General features: G+C 61.6%; 21 protein-coding genes and 2 tRNA genes. 8 read left to right on the forward strand and 15 right to left on the reverse strand.

The features are described from left to right. Positions 1-14 precede the first annotated feature (14 nt). The 11 genes from ACK2VC_RS05165 to ACK2VC_RS05215 form a co-directional block, all read right to left on the reverse strand. Complete coding sequence (locus ACK2VC_RS05165) at positions 15-797, reverse strand: ABC transporter permease (RefSeq protein ID WP_486732526.1); 783 nt, start codon at positions 795-797, stop codon at positions 15-17. Positions 798-808: 11 nt separating this feature from the next. Further along, entirely contained in the window at positions 809-1,618 is an 810-nt protein-coding gene (locus tag ACK2VC_RS05170) for an ABC transporter ATP-binding protein (RefSeq protein ID WP_486733173.1), read from the reverse strand. Positions 1,619-1,648: 30 nt separating this feature from the next. Next, on the reverse strand, positions 1,649-2,683 hold the full coding sequence (locus ACK2VC_RS05175) for an ABC transporter substrate-binding protein (RefSeq protein ID WP_486733174.1): 1,035 nt from the start codon (positions 2,681-2,683) through the stop codon (positions 1,649-1,651). Between the two features lie 189 nt (positions 2,684-2,872). Then, positions 2,873-3,688, reverse strand: coding sequence for a VOC family protein (locus tag ACK2VC_RS05180; RefSeq protein ID WP_486732527.1), 816 nt, complete (start codon positions 3,686-3,688; stop codon positions 2,873-2,875). 205 nt (positions 3,689-3,893) lie between these two features. Beyond that, a complete protein-coding gene (gene pruA, locus ACK2VC_RS05185; RefSeq protein WP_486732529.1) occupies positions 3,894-5,519 on the reverse strand; it encodes an L-glutamate gamma-semialdehyde dehydrogenase in 1,626 nt (541 codons plus the stop codon). A gap of 6 nt (positions 5,520-5,525) precedes the next feature. Continuing rightward, positions 5,526-7,220 carry a thiamine pyrophosphate-binding protein gene (locus tag ACK2VC_RS05190; RefSeq protein ID WP_486732530.1) on the reverse strand — a complete coding sequence of 565 codons (1,695 nt, stop codon included), beginning with the start codon at positions 7,218-7,220 and terminating at the stop codon, positions 5,526-5,528. A gap of 517 nt (positions 7,221-7,737) precedes the next feature. Continuing rightward, positions 7,738-7,977 carry a DUF2249 domain-containing protein gene (locus ACK2VC_RS05195; protein WP_486732531.1) on the reverse strand — a complete coding sequence of 80 codons (240 nt, stop codon included), beginning with the start codon at positions 7,975-7,977 and terminating at the stop codon, positions 7,738-7,740. Further along, positions 7,970-8,224, reverse strand: coding sequence for a hypothetical protein (locus ACK2VC_RS05200; RefSeq protein WP_486732532.1), 255 nt, complete (start codon positions 8,222-8,224; stop codon positions 7,970-7,972). Before ACK2VC_RS05200 ends, ACK2VC_RS05195 begins: the two co-directional genes overlap by 8 nt. Further along, on the reverse strand, positions 8,221-8,538 hold the full coding sequence (locus ACK2VC_RS05205; protein WP_486732533.1) for a metal-sulfur cluster assembly factor: 318 nt from the start codon (positions 8,536-8,538) through the stop codon (positions 8,221-8,223). Before ACK2VC_RS05205 ends, ACK2VC_RS05200 begins: the two co-directional genes overlap by 4 nt. Beyond that, positions 8,535-9,059, reverse strand: coding sequence for a DUF2249 domain-containing protein (locus ACK2VC_RS05210; protein ID WP_486732535.1), 525 nt, complete (start codon positions 9,057-9,059; stop codon positions 8,535-8,537). The genes ACK2VC_RS05205 and ACK2VC_RS05210 overlap by 4 nt, the downstream gene beginning before the upstream one ends. Continuing rightward, positions 9,056-10,420: a hypothetical protein gene (locus ACK2VC_RS05215; protein WP_486732536.1), complete on the reverse strand. Its 1,365-nt coding sequence runs from the start codon at positions 10,418-10,420 to the stop codon at positions 9,056-9,058. The genes ACK2VC_RS05210 and ACK2VC_RS05215 overlap by 4 nt, the downstream gene beginning before the upstream one ends. 291 nt (positions 10,421-10,711) lie before the next feature. On the opposite strand from ACK2VC_RS05215, the gene ACK2VC_RS05220 reads away from it, so the two are divergent. The 3 genes from ACK2VC_RS05220 to ACK2VC_RS05230 all read left to right on the forward strand — a co-directional run bounded on the left by ACK2VC_RS05220 (position 10,712) and on the right by ACK2VC_RS05230 (position 11,960). After that, positions 10,712-10,787, forward strand: a tRNA-Ala gene (locus ACK2VC_RS05220). Between the two features lie 249 nt (positions 10,788-11,036). Then, the gene (locus tag ACK2VC_RS05225; protein ID WP_486732537.1) at positions 11,037-11,393 is read left to right on the forward strand and encodes a hypothetical protein; all 357 of its coding nucleotides are present in this window, start codon (positions 11,037-11,039) and stop codon (positions 11,391-11,393) included. A 114-nt stretch (positions 11,394-11,507) separates the two neighbouring features. Continuing rightward, entirely contained in the window at positions 11,508-11,960 is a 453-nt protein-coding gene (locus tag ACK2VC_RS05230; protein WP_486732538.1) for a DUF192 domain-containing protein, read from the forward strand. Positions 11,961-12,116: 156 nt separating this feature from the next. Here ACK2VC_RS05230 and rpsT read toward each other — a convergent pair whose 3' ends face one another. After that, complete coding sequence (gene rpsT, locus ACK2VC_RS05235; RefSeq protein WP_486732539.1) at positions 12,117-12,380, reverse strand: 30S ribosomal protein S20; 264 nt, start codon at positions 12,378-12,380, stop codon at positions 12,117-12,119. A gap of 375 nt (positions 12,381-12,755) precedes the next feature. Between rpsT and murJ the strand changes: the two genes are divergently transcribed. Both murJ and ACK2VC_RS05245 read left to right on the forward strand, forming a co-directional pair. Next, positions 12,756-14,306 (forward strand): murein biosynthesis integral membrane protein MurJ, encoded by a 1,551-nt coding sequence (murJ, locus tag ACK2VC_RS05240; protein ID WP_486732540.1) that lies wholly within the window; start codon positions 12,756-12,758, stop codon positions 14,304-14,306. An 85-nt stretch (positions 14,307-14,391) separates the two neighbouring features. After that, on the forward strand, positions 14,392-15,228 hold the full coding sequence (locus ACK2VC_RS05245; RefSeq protein ID WP_486732541.1) for a SirB1 family protein: 837 nt from the start codon (positions 14,392-14,394) through the stop codon (positions 15,226-15,228). A gap of 11 nt (positions 15,229-15,239) precedes the next feature. Here the strand turns inward: ACK2VC_RS05245 and ACK2VC_RS05250 are convergent, their stop codons facing one another. Next, positions 15,240-17,150 carry an ATP-binding cassette domain-containing protein gene (locus tag ACK2VC_RS05250; RefSeq protein WP_486732542.1) on the reverse strand — a complete coding sequence of 637 codons (1,911 nt, stop codon included), beginning with the start codon at positions 17,148-17,150 and terminating at the stop codon, positions 15,240-15,242. A gap of 183 nt (positions 17,151-17,333) precedes the next feature. Between ACK2VC_RS05250 and ACK2VC_RS05255 the strand changes: the two genes are divergently transcribed. After that, positions 17,334-17,408: transfer RNA gene (locus ACK2VC_RS05255), tRNA-Arg, on the forward strand. Between the two features lie 260 nt (positions 17,409-17,668). After that, on the forward strand, positions 17,669-18,142 hold the full coding sequence (locus ACK2VC_RS05260) for a glycine zipper 2TM domain-containing protein (RefSeq protein WP_486732543.1): 474 nt from the start codon (positions 17,669-17,671) through the stop codon (positions 18,140-18,142). 41 nt (positions 18,143-18,183) lie between these two features. Here the strand turns inward: ACK2VC_RS05260 and maiA are convergent, their stop codons facing one another. Both maiA and ACK2VC_RS05270 read right to left on the reverse strand, forming a co-directional pair. Next, entirely contained in the window at positions 18,184-18,840 is a 657-nt protein-coding gene (gene maiA, locus ACK2VC_RS05265; RefSeq protein WP_486733175.1) for a maleylacetoacetate isomerase, read from the reverse strand. 53 nt (positions 18,841-18,893) lie between these two features. After that, a complete protein-coding gene (locus ACK2VC_RS05270; protein ID WP_486732544.1) occupies positions 18,894-19,589 on the reverse strand; it encodes a fumarylacetoacetate hydrolase family protein in 696 nt (231 codons plus the stop codon). Positions 19,590-19,790: 201 nt separating this feature from the next. On the opposite strand from ACK2VC_RS05270, the gene ACK2VC_RS05275 reads away from it, so the two are divergent. After that, a complete protein-coding gene (locus tag ACK2VC_RS05275; protein ID WP_486732545.1) occupies positions 19,791-20,108 on the forward strand; it encodes a YkvA family protein in 318 nt (105 codons plus the stop codon). Positions 20,109-20,234 lie beyond the last annotated feature (126 nt).

The raw sequence follows: 20,234 nt of genomic DNA on the forward strand, positions 1-20,234 counted from the left end.
AGACGGTACCTGCGTTATTCGGTCTGGGTAGTGGAGCCATGGGCGCTGTCCCAGAACACCAGCTTGCGATGCAAATAGCGCATCAACTGGGTGCCGCCGAGACCGATCAGGATCAGGCTGAACAGGCAGGCGAACATCGTGGCCACGTCCATGTTCACCGACGCCGACTGGATCAGGTAGCCCAGGCCCTTGGTGGAGGAAATGAATTCGGAAACCACCGCGCCAATCAGGCTCAACACCACCGAGATCTGCAAACCAGCGAAAATATGGCCGGCTGCAGCCGGCAGCTTGACGTTCAAAAAGACGTGGGTACGCGATGCCGAAAAGACCTTCATCAAGTCCAGCATGGCCGGGTTGGTCTGGCGGATGCCGACCACGGTATTGATGAACATCGGGAAGAAGCTCATCATAGCCACCATCACCACCTTCGATGCCATGCCGAAGCCAAACCAGACCAGGATCAGCGGCGCGATCGCCACCTTGGGTGTCGACTGCAGGGCGATGATGTATGGATAGAGAAAACGCTCGAAGGTTTTCGATTCGGCCAGAACGGTGCCGACCACGATCGCCAGGCTGCAGCCGATCAGGTAGCCGAGCGTCGTGCTCTGCAGGGTGAAAAAGAAGTGCGGCCAGTACTGGCCATCGATATATCCGCTCTTGAGTGCCGCCAACACCGATTCCGGCGCCGGGATCAGGTAATTGGGAACCCCGAACACCCGGATGCTAACGATCCACGCGACGATCAGCACAACGGCGGTGATCATGGGATAAACAATTGCTTTGATGGTTTCTCGCATACGGTTCTCGTTCAGTCAAAATGCACCAGGTCTTCGAACAGCGTGCGCAGTTCACCACACAGGCGGTTGAAAGCCGGATCGGCAAGCGTCTCCAGGGTGCGCGGCCGCGGCAGGTCTACCTTGATCTCGCGGATGATCCGGCCCGGACGGGCCGACATCACGACGATGCGATCGGACAGGAACACGGCTTCCGGGATGCTGTGCGTGATGAACAGCGCGGACTTGCGGGTCGCCATCCAGATGCGCTGCAGTTCGATGCTCATGTGATCGCGCGTCATCGTATCGAGCGCGGAAAACGGCTCGTCCATCAAGAGCAATGAAGGATTGTGAATCAGTCCGCGTGCGATGCCGACTCGCTGCTGCATGCCGCCGGAGAGTTCGTTTGGATAGTTGGCAGCGAATTTCTCCAGCCCGACCAAACGCAGCAGCTCAAGCGCCTTGGCACGGGACTCCGGTGAGTCCTGATTCAGTGCGCGCACCGGCACCAGTACGTTTTCCAGCACAGTCTTCCATGGCAGCAGCGTCGGCTGCTGAAAGACGATGCCGACGTCGCCGCGCGGACGGTCGATCGAAGTTCCGTTGAGTTGGACCTTCCCTTTCGACGGTTTCAGCAGGCCGCTGAAGATCTTCACCAGCGTCGATTTGCCGCAGCCGGAAGGTCCGACCACCGACACGAAATCGCCAGCGCAAATCTGGAGCGAAAGATTTTCCACCGCCGCGATCGGACCTTTGCTGGTCCGATAGACGACGCTCAGATCCTCGGCCACCAGCAGGGGCCGGCCGCATCCGGCGGGCGCGGCTGCCGGAGACGCAACATTCAAGGAAGTTACAGAACTCACATTTGCTCCAATCTACTTTGCCTTCGCGCCTGCGGCCACCGCCGCTGCATCAAAGTTGTTGATTTCCTTGACGAACTGATTGGTGTACAGGCTGTCGACCGCGACCTCCTTGGAGGCAAGCTGTCCGCCCATGTGCAGGGTTTCGACATAATCCTTCCACGACTGCTCGGTGTAGTAGCCCATCCGACTGTGCCCGGATTCAGGCAACATGGTCTTCAAACGCACCTTGAGCACATTGACGGCATCCGCCAGTTTCTGCTCTTCCGTACCCTCGACCGGCTTGGTGTTCGGGTACAGGCTCCAGAAATTCTTGACGCAGGCTTCCGGATTGGCATTGCAGGCGACCACGCCCTTGGTGGCCGCTCGGGCGAAGGTCACCACCAAATCCGGCCGCGTACGCAGGGTGTCTTCATGGGCGATCCAGCCGCTCGAGAACAGTTCGCGATAGCGCTGCTTTTCCGGCAGGCGGCGCAGTTGGGTGCCCATCGCCTCCATCTGCACGTGGAAGGTGTCGAACAGGTTCAGCGCGTCGATCTTGCCGTCGGTCAGGGCGCGCAAGGCAGTGGCGCCGACGCCGACCGGCACGAATTCATAATCTTTCTGCAATTCGTAGCCGAGGCCTTTGAGCATCGCCTTGGTCACGGCCAGGTTGCCCCAGGACATCGCGCCAACGCCGATCTTCTTGCCCTTCAAATCCTCCAGCGCTTTGACCGGGCTGTTCTTGGTCACCACGATTTCATAGGGCGACAGGTAGATGCCGTTGTAGAACATCTTGACCGGCAGCGGATCGCGCCCGGGCTGGCGCGAAACGATCAGCGAATCGGGCGGGAACCAGCCGAAGGTGACGTGCTTCTGCGTGACTTGCGGCAGCATCACCGCCGCTCCCTGGAAGAAGGTGATCTGCACGTCCAGGCCCGCTTCCTTGAAATACCCCATGCCGACCGCCATCAGGGTCGGTGCGTTCGATAGGGAAATGTTGGTCGGGTAGGCAAACGTCACCTTTTCCGCAGCTGCGGCGCTGGGCACGCCGATGCCGGCGCTCATCATGAACGCCGTCGCGACCGACGTGACGAGTTTCTTGAAGCCGTGCTTGTTCCTGAAAATCTCATACATGTTGCTGTCTCCTTTTCATGCAATCCGAAGTCTGTCGATTGGCATAGTTACCCGTGATTTAAAATGCACTTTTTTAGGTATTCCACATTCCGTCCGGCGCTGCTTGCTATACAGCGGCCCGCTTTACTCCTCCTCCCGAAAAACCACTGCCGCACCGCCCGCCTGGTCGCTGTTGACAGACAGGGTCTTGGCGCGCCGCTCGAAGGGAACCTGGTTGGCGCGCAAGACGAATTCGGTACGCGCCAGGTCAGCAACACCGACCACCATCGCCGCCGGGAATGGCAGAACCGGAACCTGGAGTCCGGGGAAACGGACCTCCAGCGCCGCCCGATCGGCCAGCACAAACGCTCCGGGATTCAGGGTGAAGCGGATCTCGCCGCCGGTACGGCTGCCGCGGCAGCCGAAATAGCGGGCATAACGCGCCTCCGCCTCATCCAGCCGGTCTACCGCCACCACGACTTCGTCCAGTCCGATCGCGCCGTTGGGATGCTCCAGGTAAGGTTCCTGCCAGAGTAATTCGGGCGTCTCATGGCGCAGCGTCAATACCAGCCCTTCCGGCATTTCCTCCAAAGGCGTACGCACCTGACTGAAGCGTGCGGGCCGCAGCCCCTCCGGCGTCTCTATGTGACGCTGCAGGCCGCCATGGGTGGCGGCAAAGCCGGCCGCATGCAGGGCGGCAATGGTCTGCTCGACGTGCTCGGTGCGAAATGCCAGGATATGCATGCCGGCATAGCGTGCCAATCCGGCCGGCAAGCCGCGCTGGTCCAAGGCCGGATCGACGACCGCCAACAACTCGATATATCCGCGGCGCAGCATGGCGCAGCGGTTGGCAATGCCGCTCTTGACGACCTGCTGGGTCGCCGCGTCCAGTCCCGAGTGCTGCGACAGGGGCGTCAGCTGAAACCCGAGCCGCTGATATTGCGCAGCGATGGTCTCCATGGCCTGTGCATATAGGCCGAGGTGATCAAGGCCGGGTACGCTCCGCATAACGGGATCCTTGGATTGGGCTGCCATGGGTTCTCCACAATTCCTTGTGTGTGTTGCATCCATCCAAAATGTATCCATAGAAATATACATTAAAGTATCTCAAAATACCTTCCTCAATCTGCCGTGCGGCGCGGCGAGCTGGGGCGCCGCCTTCTCTTCAAGTCCGCATATGGGGATAGGTATACGCCGTCGGCGGAACGAAAGTCTCCTTGATGGTGCGCGGCGATACCCAGCGCGTCAGGTTCCAGATCGAGCCAGCCTTGTCGTTAGTGCCGCTGCCGCGCGCGCCGCCGAACGGCTGCTGGCCGACGACTGCCCCGGTGGGCTTGTCGTTCACGTAGAAATTTCCGGCAGCGTTGCGCAGCACTTGCTTGGCCTCGACGATTGCTTGCCGCTCGCGGGCGAATACCGCGCCCGTCAGCGCATAGGACGAGGTGGAGTCGATCACTTCCAGCATCTCGCTCCAGTCCTGGTCCGGATAGACGTGGATCGCCAGCACCGGTCCAAACAGCTCCCTGGTCATCAGCATATGGCGCGGATCCTCGACTTCGAACACGGTCGGCGCCACGAACCAGCCTTGCTCGGACGAGCAATCGCCGCCCGCGACCAGGCGCACGCCTGCCGCCTCCTTGCCCTCGCCGATCGCAGCTTCCAGTCGGCGATAGGCGGACTGATCGATTACCGCGCCCATGAAGTTGCACAAGTCGCAGACATCGCCCATGCGGATCGTCGCGATCTCGTCCTGCAGGCGCGCTTTCAGGGCCGGCCACATGCTTTGCGGAATGTAGGCGCGCGATGCGGCGCTGCACTTCTGCCCTTGGTACTCGAACGCGCCGCGCAGCAAGGCAACCGCGACTTCCCCGGTATCGGCCGAGGGGTGCGCCAGCACGAAATCCTTGCCCCCGGTCTCGCCCACCAAGCGCGGGAAATTCCGGTAATTGTCAAAATGCATCGCCACCGTCTGCCAGAGTGCCTTGAAGACCGGAGTCGATCCGGTGTAATGCACGCCGGCCAGCGCCGGGTGCGCCAGCACCTGCTCGGAAACCGCCGCCGCATGGCCCGGGACGAAATTGATGACGCCCGAAGGCAGACCTGCCTGCTGGAACAACTCCATCAGCAAGGCGTTGCTGAGCGGCGACTTGTCGCTCGGCTTCCAGACGACGGTACCGCCCATCAGTACCGGCGCACTCGCCAGGTTGCCGGCAATCGCCGTGAAGTTGAAGGGCGTCACTGCATACACGAAGCCTTCCAGCGGCCGGTAGTCGGTCGAGTTCCAGCAGCCGGCGCCGGAAATCGGCTGTTCCTGGTAGAGCTGGCTGGCGAAGTGCACGTTGAAACGCAGGAAATCGGCGAGCTCGCAAGCACTGTCGATTTCCGCCTGGTAGGCGGTCTTGCTTTGACCCAGCATGGTCGCGGCGTTCAGGCGCGCGCGCCACGGGCCGCTGAGCAGATCGGCCGCTTTCAGAAAAACCGCGGCACGCTCGGCAAACGGTAGGGCGGCCCAGGAAGGCTGGGCGACAATCGCAGCATCGATGGCCGCGCCGACCGTAGCGGCATCTGCCTTCCCCACCTCGCCCAGCACCAGTCCATGGTCGTGCGGCGCGCGAAAGGCGATCTTGTCGGAAACCGCGCAACGCTTGCCGTTGACGATCGGAACAATTTCAGCCTTGGCGCCTTTGATCTCCTGCAGCGCGGCCTCAAGCGCGGCACGTTCGCCGGAACCCGGCGCGTATTGCAGGATCGGTTCGTTCACCGGTTGCGGCGGATTGACAAATTGGCTCATCTCAACTCACCCCATCCACTGGCTGACCGGCGCCGCGGTGTCTTGCAACGGCTGAGCGATGATATCGACCAGCGCCGGGCCGCCGTGCTCGATCGCCGCCTTCAGCACCGCGTCCAGCTTGGCCGGATCCTCGACGCGCCAGGCCGTGACGCCATAAGCTTCGGCGACGCGCGCGTGGTCGGTACGGTCGAAATCGACCGAGAAGTAGCGCTCGTCGTACCCAGCCTTTTGGCTGGCCTTGATCCAGCCGTAGACGGAGTTCGACAGCACGATCATCAAGAGCGGTACCTTGCGGCGCACGATGGTTTCCATTTCACCGACGGTGAAGCCGAAGCTGCCATCGCCCATCACCGACACCACCTTCGAGTTCGGGCGGCCAAAAGCGGCGCCGATGCCGGCCGCCATCGAAAAACCGAGGGCGCCGTGCGCTCGGTTGGTGATGAAATGGCGCCCCGGCTTGGAGGCTTCGAAGTAGGCCGAGAAATACGGGCACGGCGTACCGGGGTCCGCTACCACCACCGCATCCGCCGGCAGCAGGCGATTCAGTGCATCAACCACGCGTTCCGGCTTGATCGGCATGTCGAGCGAAGCTGCCAGCGGCCGGAACGCCTGCAGTTTGGCGCTCTTCGCCCTAGCGGTGATCGCCTTGCCATCCGCCGCGTCCGACGGCCGTTCCTTGATGCGCGCCTTGACTTCGCCGTTCAGCGCCCGCAGCGCCAGCAGGGCATCGCCGACCATCGCCACCTCGGTCTGATAGTTGGCAGCGATCGCCATCGGGTCCGAATCGATATGCAGGATCGGCACATTGCGGCTCGGGAAGCGCCAGTGCTCGGTCGAGGTCGAGCCGGCGCGACAGCCGATCAGCAGTACCAGATCGGCGCCGGCGATCACTTCGCGGGTCGCCATGATGCCGCCATTGGAGCCGACTACGCCGACGTTCAGCGGATGCGTGTCGGCCAGGCTGCCTTGTCCGCTGACCGTGGTGCAAACCGGCGCATTCAGGCTTTCCGCGAGATCGGCAAGCGCCTCGCAGGCGCCGGCGATCACCACGCCGCCGCCGCACAGGATGACTGGTGCACGGGCGGCCACCAGCTTTTCGGCAGCGCGCACGATTTCCGCCGGATCGGGAGCGTGGCGCATCGCCGGGAACTTGTCGTGTCCTGGCTGCGCCCAGACGTCCTTGGCATCGACTTCATGCTGCTGCACGTCATACGGCAAGCATAGATGGGCAGAACCGGGGCGGCCGGTGGTCATGGCGCGGAAAGCGGCACGTACCGCGCCGGGAAGCTGGTCGGCGCGGTCGATGGTCGTATTCCATTTCGTCAGCGGCCGGTACAGCGCTTCCTGATCGAGTTCGGTCAGCGGATATTTGCCGCGCGAACCGACCGAGACGTCCGAGGTAATTCCCAGCACCGCGATCGACGACTCGTTGGCTTCGACCAGCCCCGGCAGCAGATAGGTGGCGCCGCCGCCGCTCGGACCTTCGCACACGCCGACCTTGCCGGTCACGCGCGCATAGGCGTCCGCCATATAGCCGGCGCTACGCTCGTCGCGGGTCAGGATGTGGTCGATGCCATGATCGAGGCGCGCCAGCGCATCGTAGAAAGGCAGGCTGGTGTCGCCGCACAAGCCGAAGATGTGCTTGACGCCGTTCAGTTGAAGCATGCGCACCATCGCTTCTGCGCCGCTAAGTCGAGTCATGGATTTTCCTTGTACTGTATGTGGATGATCTGGAACGCGTGACGCGCATTTCTGGTTTTTGCCTATGACCCAGCGCCAAAAGGATTCACTGGATTCAATGTATACATAATTATATACATTTATGAATACTAAGCAACCGGTTTTCTGCAACGATATGGCCGACTGCACAAAACTGTGGCTTTGCGTCAAATGGAAGGGGGGAGCCCACCCGTCAGGGCGGCATATATCGGCCTCTGGCGTCAGTAGGCTGACAAGCATCCGACCACATTGCCATGGCGAACACGGTGGCTTGGTGTGAGTGGGGAAAAATGCGCCCAGGCAAAGGGCAGATGGTGATATCTGGAGGTCAAAGGAATCTTCTGTAAATTCCTATTTGGCCTCTATCCTGCATATGGATTAGCAGGAAACGGGGAAGATCAAATTTTTATTGCCAACACCTACAGTGGAGCAATGTGGAATGCAAAAACGCCCGCGCCGCCTATCGGCGTGCGCGGGCGTCGTGGAGTTGCGGTCGCGATCAGGCAGCGCCGACGCGGCCGATTTCGACTCGCCAGGTTTGCGGCCCTTGCTCCTTGTATTCCCAGGAGAATTTGCCGCTGTGCTCGGCATCAAATTGATAATAAAGCGGCTTTGGATCGTGGTCGTTGACCAGCACAAAACTTTGCCCCGGGCTCAGCTCGTTGTAGGTTGTGAAAATCAGCCGGTGGCGTTCGGCGGGAATGAAGGTGCGGACGTCGAGAATCTTTGGTTCAGCCATGTTTTTCTCCATCAGTTGGTAGGGTTACAGCAGGGGTTACAGGGGAATTGCGGGTCAGAGCGTGCAGCGCACCGTTCAGGCGCTCGGCTTCCCGTGGGTAGGTTTGGCGCAACATCGACCAGGCGCCGGCGGCCAGCCGGCACGCCTGTTCGGATTCGCCGGCGGCACCGAGCGCAAGCAGCGCGCGCACGAATACGCGATTCAGCGCGATAACGGCATCCTCGTCCGCGCGTCCGGCTGCGCTCATGCGCCATCCTCGGTGATGCCGAAGTATTCCTTGGCGATCGGCGACATCATCTGGGGCGACCACGGCGGCTCCCACACTAGCTCGATGTCGACGTCATCGATACCGGGAATCGCCGCGCCGCGTTCGTCCACGCCGCCCATGATGTAATCCTGTGCCGGGCAACCGCGCGTGGTCATGGTCATGGTGACTTTCAACAAGCCGTCGACGATCTCCAGCTTGTACACCAGGCCGATGTCGACGATGTTGTAGCCCAGCTCTGGATCGATGACGTCGTGCAGCGCCAGGTAGGCTTCCTCGACGGTCGGCGCGCTCATGCCGGCGCTCCTTTGCGAATCAGCAGATGGACGCCGTCGCCTTTCTGTTCGGTGCGAATGGTCGCGCCGCGCGCTTCGAGTTCGGGGTAAAGGAATACCGGATCGCGCTCGTTGATTGCCGCCAGCACCTCGCCCGGCGCCAGATGCTCGAGCGCCTCCAGAATCAGGATCATCGGCTCCGGCGGCTGCAGTCCACGGTTGTCCAGATGGGCGGCGGGTGCGGGCCAGTCGGCATTCGTAGCGGCAGCAGCCGGAGCCGCTTTCTGCGGTGCCGGTTGAGTAGCCGCCTGGCCCGGGGTAAACAGCACTTCCCAATCGCCATCATCGCGATGCAGCGCGCTGTGGCCATAGCCCTTTTTGCCCAATACCGCATACAGCGGTAGTGGCTCGAAGGTGGCCAGCAGCCGCAGCGGCTGGTCCGGCGCCAACTGGCCTACCGCCTGCATGATCTGCGGAAACGGCTCGCCCCCGTTGCGCAGTTGTTCGCGGACGTCGAGTGTGTACGGTTCAGGGTTGTTCATGATGGGCGTTTACCTTCAGGCAATGGACGTGGAAATGAAGCGGGACGGGCAGGCATGGAGGCCGCGTATTTGCCGCGATAGGCGCGCCAGTATTCAACCCCCAAAAAGATGGTGGTCAGCATGCAAACCGCAACGGCGGCACGCCACGCCAACTGGTAACCCAGAAGGCCGGCCACGGTTGCCACCGCCACGGCGGCAAAGTAAACCGTGAACCAGGGTGCCGCCCGCTTTTCGTTGACCAGATCCTGCACGCGCGGCACCGGCCCGCGCCCCAGCTTGCTGCCGAAGAGTTCCAGCCAGGCGAGAAAGGCAACCACCTTGAACAACTGGCTCAAGCCGAGGCCGGAAAGCCAGCCGAACAGCACCAGGAAACCGAGGACGCCGACATAGCGGGCGACGCTGCCGGTCGCCAGCAGCAGCGCGAACAGCAGCAGGCAGGCCGCCAGCGCGACGAATGCGCCTACCGACACCCGGTTCTGTAATTCGATCAGCGCGCGCCGGCGCGTCCGATACATCCGCACCACATCCACTAGGTACAGCACGATCCCGGCCGCCACCGCGCCGAATCCGATCCAGGCGACAAGCGCCACGGCGCCCAAGGGTACGAACAAATTGAGGAGCTCGGCCCCGACCACCAAGACGAAGCCGGCAGCGCTCAAGCCTAGCACCGCATCCCCCACCCAGCCGCGCTCTTCCGGTGCCAGCATGAACATCGGCAGCAACTTGTAGCTGACGCCGATCGCGGTCAACGTGAACCAGCCGCCGATGCCGGCCAGCGCGTGATAGCCGACGCCGCCGCCGAGCAGCGGCGCCAGCGCGGGCGCCAACGCGGGCACGGTCAAGCCCAGCGCCAGCAGCAAGCCGAGCGTCATGGTCGTGATCAGGAAGGCGAAGCCGGCCAGCACGAAGCGGCCTGGCAACTCCAGCGGCCGCGCACCCGCCAGCGGTACTACGATATCGCCAATGGCGACACAAGCGCCGAGCGCAACCAGCGAACCGCCAACCGGCAAGCAATGCACAAACCGCTCCGAACCGAGCGCCATGGCCGAGAAACCGGCGACCATCCCAAGTACGCCAGCCTCCATCAAGATCAGCGCCACCAAGGCCAGCTTCTGGCTCGGCAACTGGCGCGAGGTAATGACCGGAACGAACTGGAACAGCGCCCCGAACATCAGCAAGGTCAGCCAACCCAATACCAGCAGATGGACCGCCGCGAACGTCGCCGGCACCATCAACGGCTGTGCCGGGTACACCCAGCCGCCCACCATCAGCCCCTGCGCCACCAGGAAGTTGAGCAGCGCCACGCCGAAGTATGCTGGCGTCCAGTGCGAGACGCGATTGCTGATCGCGCTAGCCGCCATTACCGGCACTCCTTGCGTGTCGCGCCGGCGGGCAAGACTGAAGTTGATCGTTGCATTGCTACGTCCTCTGGCTGATACAGATTTTCAATTGCACAACGGATGCGATGCGACCGATAGCGTGCCGCTTCTGGCCATATCGCACTAGTTCGGTACGGTATTCCCAGATACCGATCAAAACCATGACAATAGTCATGTCGTACCGCGAACGCCAGCCGCCGCGGAGCGGGCGAAAATCAAGTCACACCGGGACTATTCTTACGCCCGAAGTTGCACTACAATATTCATCTATGTGGGGTGGTAGCTCAGCTGGGAGAGCGCTGCGTTCGCAATGCAGAGGTCGGGAGTTCGATCCTCCTCCGCTCCACCACTGACAACCAAAAAGGCCAGACATTGTGCTGGCCTTTTTCTTGTCCACTCGAACTCGTTGGCCCGGACGGGTTCATCTCCCCGGCCTTTCTCTCGCCAGCCTCGGCCCTCAAGCGTCGACTCTACGCACAGCGCATTTTTTAGGCATTGCGCGGCAATCTCTATTGTTTTCAGGCAGCGCACGAAGGTCGAATTTACGTGCGGCCGCAACCCACCTGCGCGATTATCGCGAGATACTGAATCGGTCCATATGAAACACCAACCTGGCATTTGGGAGGCGACTGAATATTATCCAAACTTGTCAACCGCGCTGCCAAGCCCGCCGTTATTGCTAGTGATTCATGTGAATCACCGTTATCAACCTATCCGAAAGACTAAAATGAAATCCCTGCTCGCCGCCCTGATCGCTGGTCTGTTCGCTGCTTCCGCCTTCGCCGCCGACGCACCTGCTGCGCCCGCCGCACCTGCTGCGCCTGCCGCCGCTGCTGCGCCTGCTCCCGCCGCTGCCGAAGCCGCACCGAAAGCAAAGAAAGTCAAAAAAGCGAAAAAAACCAGCAAAGCCAAAAAAGCCAAAGCTGCTGCTCCGGCTGAAGCACCTGCCAAGTAATTCCGCCTTGGTGATAGCGGAAAAGGCAGGCGCGTCCTGCCTTTTTCTTTTCCGGAATGCGACAATGCGGCTCTTCCGCATTTTCTGCACATTTTCTGCATTGGCAGCCAATCCATGATCCGCTCTTCCGCCCGCCGCACCATATTCCTGCTCGCAGCCGCCTTGCTCGGGGCCGGCGCCCTAGCCCAGGAGCCGCAGAAATTGCCGACGATTCCACTGAACGTAGGCATCCACCTGATCAGCGCAGAACTCGCCGCCAATGACGCCGAGCGCCAGCAGGGCTTGATGTTTCGCCAGAAAATGGGGCCGAACGAGGGCATGGTGTTTGTGTTCGAAGCGCCGGTCCGGACCTGCATGTGGATGAAAAACACCCTGATTCCGCTGGCGGTGGCGTTCATCGATCAAGGCGGCAAGATCGTCAACATCGAGGAAATGCAGGCGCAGTCGTTGGAATCGCATTGCGCCGCTGGGCCGGTCAGGTATGCGCTGGAAATGAATCGGGGCTGGTTCAAGCAGAGAAACATCAAGCCGGGCGCGGTGATCGACGGCTTGCCGGGTAGAAAATAAGCATTCGTTGCGCTTGTCGCTCGCCAGCGGCAAGCCGAGCGCTCCACTTAACAGCATCGACAACCAGAGACAAAAAAACCCGGATGACTGACGTCATCCGGGTTTCATGATTTTTTCGCCTGCCGCGCCGGGCGGCCGACGTCAATGCGCTTGAGCTTAAGCCAGCGCTTTCAGGGCAGCAGCCAAGCGGCTCTTGTGGCGTGCAGCCTTGTTTTTATGAATGATTTTTTTGTCGGCGATACGATCGATGGTGGAAATCGAAGCCTGGAACACTTGCGCCGCAACTGCCTTGTCGCCGGCGCCGATGGCTTTGCGCACGGCCTTGACGGCGGTACGCAGCGTCGAGCGCTGGCTCGAATTATGCAGATTTTGCTTGACTGCTTGACGAGCGCGTTTGCGCGCTTGTGCGGTATTTGCCATGAATATTTCCTAGGATTCGATGTCAGTTTCTCTTCGCGAAAACAGGAACGCGAAGACAGAATTCTGTAAAGCAGGGGATTATAACGGCTTTTCAGGAAACGGGCAAATCCTCTGATATCGGCTGCCCATCCAGCTTACGACGCCGGCAAACAGGCGGCCGTTAGAACCGTCCCAACTTGCGCCGCCGCATATACTGGGCACAGTGTTTTAAAATACACGATATTTTATTGCGGAAATACAGGCATTTTTGATCATACTCCCATTTTTTCAAAAATAACTGAGGAGCATTGCGATTTTCGTAACAAACGACCCATGCGCTGTACAAGGCGCTGGCGGCGGCTTGGGGCCACAGCACAGCAGATATAATGCCGCTCCATGAACTTGCATAAAACCTTGGCAACCATCTCCGGCATGACGATGCTGTCGCGCATCACCGGCCTGATCCGCGAGATCCTGTTTGCCCGGGCCTTTGGCGCCTCCGCCTACACCGACGCCTTCAACGTCGCCTTCCGCATCCCCAACCTGTTGCGCCGGCTGTTTGCCGAAGGCGCGTTTGCGCAAGCGTTCGTGCCGATCCTGGCCGAATACAAGAGCCGACAGGGCAGCGCCGCCACCAAGGAACTGGCCGACCACGTGGCCACCACGATGATCTGGGCGATGCTGATCATCACCCTGCTCGGCATCGCCGCCGCGCCAGTGGTGGTATATCTGATCGCCACCGGCTTCAGCGACAACCCGGATGCCTTTCACGCCTCGGTGGTGATGACGCGCGTGATGTTTCCATACATCGGCTTCATGTCGTTCGTGGCGCTGGCCGGCGGCATTCTCAACACCTGGCGCGAATTCCGGATTCCGGCGGTGACGCCGGTGTTGCTGAACCTGGCCTTCATCGTCGGCGTGCTGTTCCTCGCACCGCACATGGCGCAGCCGATTTACGCGATGGCGATCGCGGTCTTCGTCGGCGGCCTGCTGCAGGTGGCAATCCAGATTCCGGCCTTGATAAAGATCGGCATGCTGCCGCGCATCGCGCGCAACCCGCTGACTGGCTTGCGCGACGCCGGCGTGCAGAAGATATTGAAGAAGATGGGGCCGGCGGTGTTTGCCGTGTCGGCCGCGCAGATCAGCCTGATGATCAATACCAATATCGCCTCGCGCCTGCAGCACGGCAGCGTCTCGTGGCTATCCTATGCCGACCGGCTGATGGAATTCCCGACCGCCCTGCTGGGCGTGGCGCTGGGGACCATCCTGCTGCCAAGCCTGTCCAAGGCCAACATGGACGGCGACCATGTCGAATACTCGTCACTGCTGGATTGGGGCCTGCGCCTGACCTTCCTGCTGGCGCTGCCGGCGGCGGTCGGCCTGGCGACTCTATCGCAGCCGTTGACGGCGACGCTGTTTCATTACGGCAAATTCGATCCGCTGGCGGTAAGCATGACCGGCCGCGCGCTGATCGCCTACGGCGCCGGCCTGATCGGTTTAATTCTGGTCAAGATCCTGGCGCCCGGCTTTTACGCCAAGCAGGACATCAGGACGCCGGTCAAGATCGCGGTTGGCGTACTGATTGCGACGCAGGCGATGAACCTGGTTTTCGTGCCGTGGATCGCACATGCCGGGCTGGCGCTGTCGATCGGCCTGGGCGCCTGCCTGAACGCCGGCTTCCTGTTCTGGAGCCTGCGCCGGCGTGCGATTTACGTACCACTGCCAGGCTGGCGTCAGTTCATGGCCAAGCTTGCCGGCGCCCTGTTCCTGCTGGCCGGCGTCGCCTTGTGGAGCGCCAGTTACTTCGACTGGCTAAGCTTGCAGCAACAACCGTTGTTGCGCGTCGGCGCACTGGTGCTGGTGCTGGCGCTGTGTGCCGCGACCTATTTCGGCGCGCTCTTGGCGATGGGCTTCCGGTTCCGGGATTTCCGCCGCATCGCGCAGTAAGGACGACGGAACCAGTTGCCGCGCAACGGGTCTTTTTTATTGAGCGACAGACGGGCAGACAGGCGAGCAATACGCGAGCGCAACCATGATTCATCCGCTGGATTATTTCACGTCGCTGGTGCAGCAAGACGATTCGATACCGCTGTTCGAGGCGGCCGCGTCGATCGCCCAAGGCGTGTCCCCACAGCTTGATTTGATGGCGGTGCAACTGGAAGTCGACGGCTTTGCCGGGCGCCTGCAGCGGCGCCTACCGGCCGACGCTTCCGACCTGCAAAAAGTGCGCTTGCTGAACCATTTGTTTTATCGCGAGCTAGGCTTCGGCCCCAACCTGAATCATTTCTACGACCCCGACAACAGCTATCTGGATCGCGTGGTCGCCACCCGGCGCGGCATTCCGATTTCGCTGGCTGTGGTCTACATGGAACTGGCGCAGCAAGTGGGCCTGGAATTTCGCGGGGTCTCCTTCCCCGGCCATTTCCTGCTGAAACTACCGCTGCCCGCCGGTGCCGTGGTGCTGGATCCTTTGAGCGGCGCCAGCCTGTCGCAGGCCGAACTGGAAGAGCGGCTGACCCCTTACCTGCGGCAACAGCCGGACCTGGCGCAGGCGCCGGTCAGCGAATTCCTGCAGGCGGCAAGCGCACGCGAAATCCTGGTGCGGATGCTGCACAACCTGAAAGCAATTTTCCTGGAGAGCCAGCAATGGCAGGCGCTGCTGGAAGTACAGCAGCGCCTGATGATCCTGCTGCCTGATGAAATCATCGAGCGGCGCGACCGCGGCTCGGCCTACGCGATGCTGGAATGCCCGCAGGCGGCGCTGCAGGACCTGGAAGCCTACCTGCGGGAGCGCCCCAACGCGGCCGATGCTACTGACATCCGCGCCCGCCTGCCGCAATTGCGCGCCGCCAGCCAGCGCCTGAATTAGGCGCTAGGCGGTCAACGGCCGTCGCCGGTCTCGATCTGCTCCCATTTTTCCAGCGCCTGCATCAGCAACTGGTCGATCTCGGCGAAGCGGGCATTCAGGCGCGGCGCTTCGTCCGGCTGCTGACGATACAGGTCGGGATCGGCCAAGCGCGCGGCAATGCCTTTCTGTTCTTCCTCCAGCCGCGCGATCAAGTCCGGCAATTGCTCCAGTTCGCGTTGTTCCTTGTAGCTGAGTTTTTTCGGCTTGGCGGGAACTCCGGTTGTCGCCGCTGGTTGGGGCTTGACCGACGATTTTGGCGTCGGTTTTTGCGCTTCCCGGGCAACGGCTTCCGCCTTGGTGCGCTCCCAATCGGTGTAGCCGCCGACATATTCGCGCCAAAACCCATCGCCTTCCGCAGCGATCACTTGTGTGACGACATTATCAAGGAAGGTGCGGTCATGGCTGACCAGAAATACGGTACCGGTATAGTCTTCCAGCAATTCCTCCAGGAGTTCCAGCGCCTCGATGTCGAGGTCGTTGGTCGGCTCGTCCAGCACCAGGACATTGGCTGGCTTGGCGAACAGGCGCGCCAGCAGCAGCCGGTTGCGCTCGCCGCCGGAGAGCGACTTGACCGGCGAACGGGCGCGCTCCGGCGCGAACAGGAAGTCGCCCAGATAGCTCATCACATGTTTGCGCTGACCATTGATCTCCACCCAGTCGCTGCCCGGCGCGATAGTGTCTGCCAGGCTGGCATCTTCGTTCAACTGCGCGCGCATCTGATCGAAATATGCCACCTGCAGCTTGGTTCCCTGCCGTACTGTGCCGTGATCCGGCTCCTCGACACCGAGGATCAGCTTCAGCAAGGTGGTCTTGCCGGCGCCATTGGCGCCGATCAGGCCGACCTTGTCACCGCGCAAAATGGTCGCGCTGAAATCCTTGACGATGGTTTTGTCGCCGTAGGATTTGCCAACATCCGTCAGCTCCGCGACGATCTTGCCGGAGCGCTCGCCCGCCCCGACCTCCAGCCTGATCTGCCCCTGCAGCTCGCGCCGCGCACTGCGCACACGGCGCAGCTCTTCCAGCCGCCGCACCCGGCCTTCGTCGCGCGTGCGGCGCGCCTGCACCCCTTTGCGAATCCAGACTTCTTCCTGCGCCAGGAATTTGTCGAACTTGGCGTTCTCGGTTTCCTCGATTTCCAGTTGCTCGGCCTTGCGCGTCCGGTAGGCGCTGAAATTGCCGGGAAACGACAGCAGCCGGCCACGATCCAGTTCCAGGATGCGGGTTGCCACGTTATCCAGAAAACTGCGGTCGTGGGTGATGAACAGGACGCTGCCCTGGTAGTCGCGCAGCAATCCTTCCAGCCACAGGATCGAGCTGAAATCCAGATGGTTGGTCGGCTCATCCAGCAGCAGTACATCCGGTTCGCTGACCAGGGCGCAGGCCAGCGCCACCCGCTTTTGCATGCCGCCCGAGAGCGTCCCCATCACGCCGTCGCGACGCAGGTTCAAGCGGTCCAGCGTGGTCTGCACCCGGTTGTTCAGGCTCCAGGCGTTGGCCGCATCGAGCCGGGTCTGGATCGCGTGCATGCGCTCCATCACGGCCTCGTCGTTACCATGACCAAACTGCCCGGTCAATTGCTCGTACTCGGCCAGCAGCGCCGGCAGGTCGCCAAGGCCGGAAGCGACCGCATCGAACACCGACATCTCGGGCGCAAATACCGGCTCCTGCGCCACATAGGCGATCTTCAGTCCCTGCTGCATGACCAGGAGGCCGTCGTCCAGCTTGGCCTGTCCGGCCAGGATTTTCAGCAGCGACGACTTGCCGCTGCCGTTGCGGCCGATCAGGCCGATACGCTCGCCGGCTTCCAGCGAAAATTCGGCGTGATCCAGCAAGGCGACGTGGCCAAACGCGAGTTGGCCGTTGGTAAGGGAAATGACTGCCATAGAGAGAAAATGCGAGAGAGAAAAAGGGGATGGCCGAAATCCGGGCGGCGCCGGCATGACGCGGGCCGGGAACTGGGCGAAGCCAGCATTGTACCGATCGCCACCGCCAGCGCACGAAACCCGGCCGGTGGTCGGCTATAATCACGCTCTCCAGATCGGGCCGGGCGCGCCCGCTTCAAGTCCCTCGCCATAGTTCAATGGATAGAACGGGGTCCTCCTAAGACTCAGATGCAGGTTCGATTCCTGCTGGCGAGACCACCGGCGACATGCACGGTGCGGATTCGCAACATACCCCATTTGGGCGGCGCCACCTGCCGCCGGCGCACGCAGTGGCGTTTGTAACCGCGGAAACAATTCTTACAGTCTCTGGACAGCAATTCGGCCGCTCTCCACGTATCATTTGAATATGATAGGCGACTGGCAGTGCCGGGCGCATGACTGTAGTTTGGCAACTTTTGGAATTTTCCCGGCTCTACTTCTACCCAGCCGTTTTTTGATTACACCGATAAGGAAGCGCCATGAATACCCGCACCCTGCTGCAAGCCACTGCCACCGCCACCACTCTTGCCGCCGCGCTGGCGCTGACCGGATGCGCCAGCCCCGGCTACGGCTTCGGCTCGCCAGCGGCCTCAACCTATCCGAGCTCATCGCAGCCGGTCTATGCCAGCGGTTATGGCGTAGTGGATGCAATTGAAATGACCACTGCGCAGTCCGGTATTGGCGCCGGCACCGTGATCGGCGGCATCGTCGGCGGCATTCTGGGCAATCAGGTGGGCGGCGGAACCGGCAATACGGTCGCCACGGTGGCTGGCGCGGTCGGCGGTGCAGTGGCCGGCAATCAGATCGAAAAACGCAGCAACCAGCAGGCCGCCTACAACGTACGCATCCGCATGCAGGACGGCAGCTACCAAACCATTACCCAGAACAGCGTCGGCGACCTGCGTGTGGGTGATCGAGTGCGCTTGGAAAACGGGCGCGTATTCCGTTACTAAGCCGCTACTAAGGTCGATTAGCGCCACCGCCCGCCTGCAGCTTAGGCAGGCGGCGCATCCGGCTGGTTGGCCGGCGCCGCTCGCGCAAAGCTGTCGAGTGCCAGGCAGGCTTGCTGGATACGTAGCAAAGTGGGCATGGCCGACAGATCGCAGTGAAACCGCTGGGCGTTGGCGATTTGCGGAATCAGGCAGCAGTCGGCCAAGGTTGGCGCGTCGCCGAAGCTATAGATGCCGACCCGGGGATCCGCCGCCAGCATCTCCTCCAGCGCTGCCAGCCCCTGTTCGCACCAATGCCGGTACCAGGCATCCTTGGCTTCCTCGCCAACCCCCATCTCGCGTTTCAGATAGCGCAGCACACGCAGGTTGTTGAGCGGATGGATGTCGCACGCCACCGCCAGCGCAATCGCGCGGACGTAAGCGCGGTCGGGGGCACTCGCCGGTAGTAGCGGCGGGTGCGGATGCGTTTCTTCCAGATATTCGATGATTGCCAGCGACTGCACCAGCGGTGCGCCGCCCGCATCGTCGATCAGGAGCGGCACCAAGCCTGCCGGATTCAACTGACGATAGGGAGCGCTATGCTGCTGGCCACCGCTTTTCAATAGATCAACCGGAATCACGTCATGTGCTAACCCTTTCAGATTCAGCGCGATGCGAACCCGGTAGGCAGCCGAACTGAGGTAGTAGCTATACAGTTTCATCATGGGCCATCCATCCGATTGACGTCCCCAGCCGGCCTGCCGCGACCGCCGCCTCAGGTCAGCCTGATCCGCAATTCGCCCAGGCCATCAATCGCACCTTCCAGCAAATCGCCACGCCCTACCGCGCCAACCCCGGCCGGGGTCCCGGTAAAAATCAGATCACCCGGTAGCAAGGCATAATATTTCGACAGATGCTCAATGGTTTCGGCCACGCTCCAGATCATCTGGTCGAGCCTGCCATGCTGGCGCAATTCGCCATTCACCTTGAGCGAAATGGCGGCATCGGCCGCCAGACCAGCGCTGGCGGCCGGATAAATCGGGCCGATCGGGGCCGAATGGTCAAAGCCCTTGGCGGTGCACCAAGGACGCCCAGCTTTCTTGGCCTCGGCTTGCAGGTCGCGCCGGGTCATGTCGAGCCCAACCGCATAGCCCCAGACATGGGATAAAGCATTGGCGGCGGCGATATTTGCCCCGCCGGTACCGATTGCAACGACCAGTTCGATCTCATGGTGCAAATCGCCGGTCATGGCGGGATACGGCATGGCGCCGACGCTGCCGGCGGCCACGCTCAACACCGCATCGGCCGGTTTCATGAAGAAGAAAGGCGCCTCGCGGCCGGTGCCGCCCATTTCCTTCGCGTGTTCGGCGTAGTTACGGCCGACGCAATAAATACGGTGCACCGGAAACTGGGCGCTGCTGTCGGCTACCGCGGCCAGCGCGACGGGTGATGGGGTAACAACAAATTGCATCGTGTGCTCCAAAAAGGTTTTGTCGATTATGCCACCATCGCTAGCTCTCTCGCCAGCACCAGACCAGCCATTACCCCGGCTTTCCCGGCCGGCGCAAAAACCGGCCAGCTGCGCTGATGAACCTTGACCGCAACCGGCTGTCCATTGCTAACGCCGGCACTCAACGCGCCGGTGATCGCGCCTATTTCGGGAGTCGGAGTTATGTGGATACGCTTGCGACGCCTGGCCAGAATACTGGGACACGATGCGTTGGTATTGTGGTTCGCCTGCCGCCATCCGGCGACGCCGCCACTCGCCCGGCTGGCAGCGTTAATGCTGGCGCTGTACCTGGTCAACCCCTTCGATCTGGTTCCCGACTGGCTACCGCTGCTCGGCTGGATCGATGACGCCACGCTGCTGGCACTGATGCTGCCGTTGCTGTTGCGCCTGGCGCCGCGCGCGGTAGGTACCGAGGCCCAGGCCGCGGCGAGTCAGTTACTGGAGAAATGGCGCTGGCGCCGCTCGGCACCACGCTCATGACAGGCGCAACCAACAATGCGCCATTTCTCGCGAGCCGGCGCCGACCCCGCCTATATGCGGAGTATTTTTCAAACCGCAGGAAATACACCGGAAACAATCCAATTTTTCGGCATACCCCCAATGTGG

This window comes from Herbaspirillum sp. WTB6, assembly GCF_057457785.1.